This is a genomic window from Pseudomonas sp. S37, assembly GCF_016658545.1.
Classification (GTDB): domain Bacteria; phylum Pseudomonadota; class Gammaproteobacteria; order Pseudomonadales; family Pseudomonadaceae; genus Aquipseudomonas.
The window spans coordinates 1-555 of the sequence record NZ_JACVZC010000236.1 but is presented as its reverse complement, the minus strand read 5'-3'; the positions used below and the strand labels follow the sequence as shown (position 1 = coordinate 555).

The 555-nt window shown below is 60.5% G+C and carries 1 protein-coding gene; it reads right to left on the bottom strand.

Going from position 1 to position 555, the window contains the following annotated elements; all coding sequences use genetic code 11:
- A partial coding sequence (locus IAE39_RS29470) for an immunoglobulin-like domain-containing protein (protein ID WP_201207962.1) occupies positions 1–555 on the bottom strand: 555 nt, incomplete at both ends.

Genomic DNA, 555 nt, shown 5'->3' with positions numbered 1-555 from the left:
GTCGCCGTTGCTCAGGGTAACGGTGAGCGGTTTATCCAGCGGCTTGTTCAAGGTGACGACGAAGTTAGGCGCAGTCGCTTCGTCGACCGATTTCTCGACCGCACTGATGCTGACTTTGACCAGGTCGCCTTCGTTCTCGCCACCTGGGTTCGGGTTGTTCTCGGTGCCAGGCTCGTCGGTAACTTTGGTGGTCACCGACTGGGGGTCCGCCACCAGGTTCTCGAACTTGGCATCGCCCGTAACGGTGATATCGGTGATCGACTTGGTGATATCCGGCTGGCCGCCGACGTACACGTCGTCCGGTGCATTGATGCTGATCTGACCGCTGGATGCGCCGGCCTCGATGTGCACCTGGGTGCCACCGGTCAAGGTCACGGTCACACCGCCGTGGCCGGTAACCGGCAACTTGGTGTCTTCGCTGATCAGGGTGACGGTGTAGGTGATCTTGCCACCTTCAACCACGGTGCTGTTGTCCACCTCCAGCACGGCGGTGACCTTGCTGATGGTGTCAGTCACGGCAACAGTCGCAGGCTCGCCGAACTGCAGGTTCTCGAA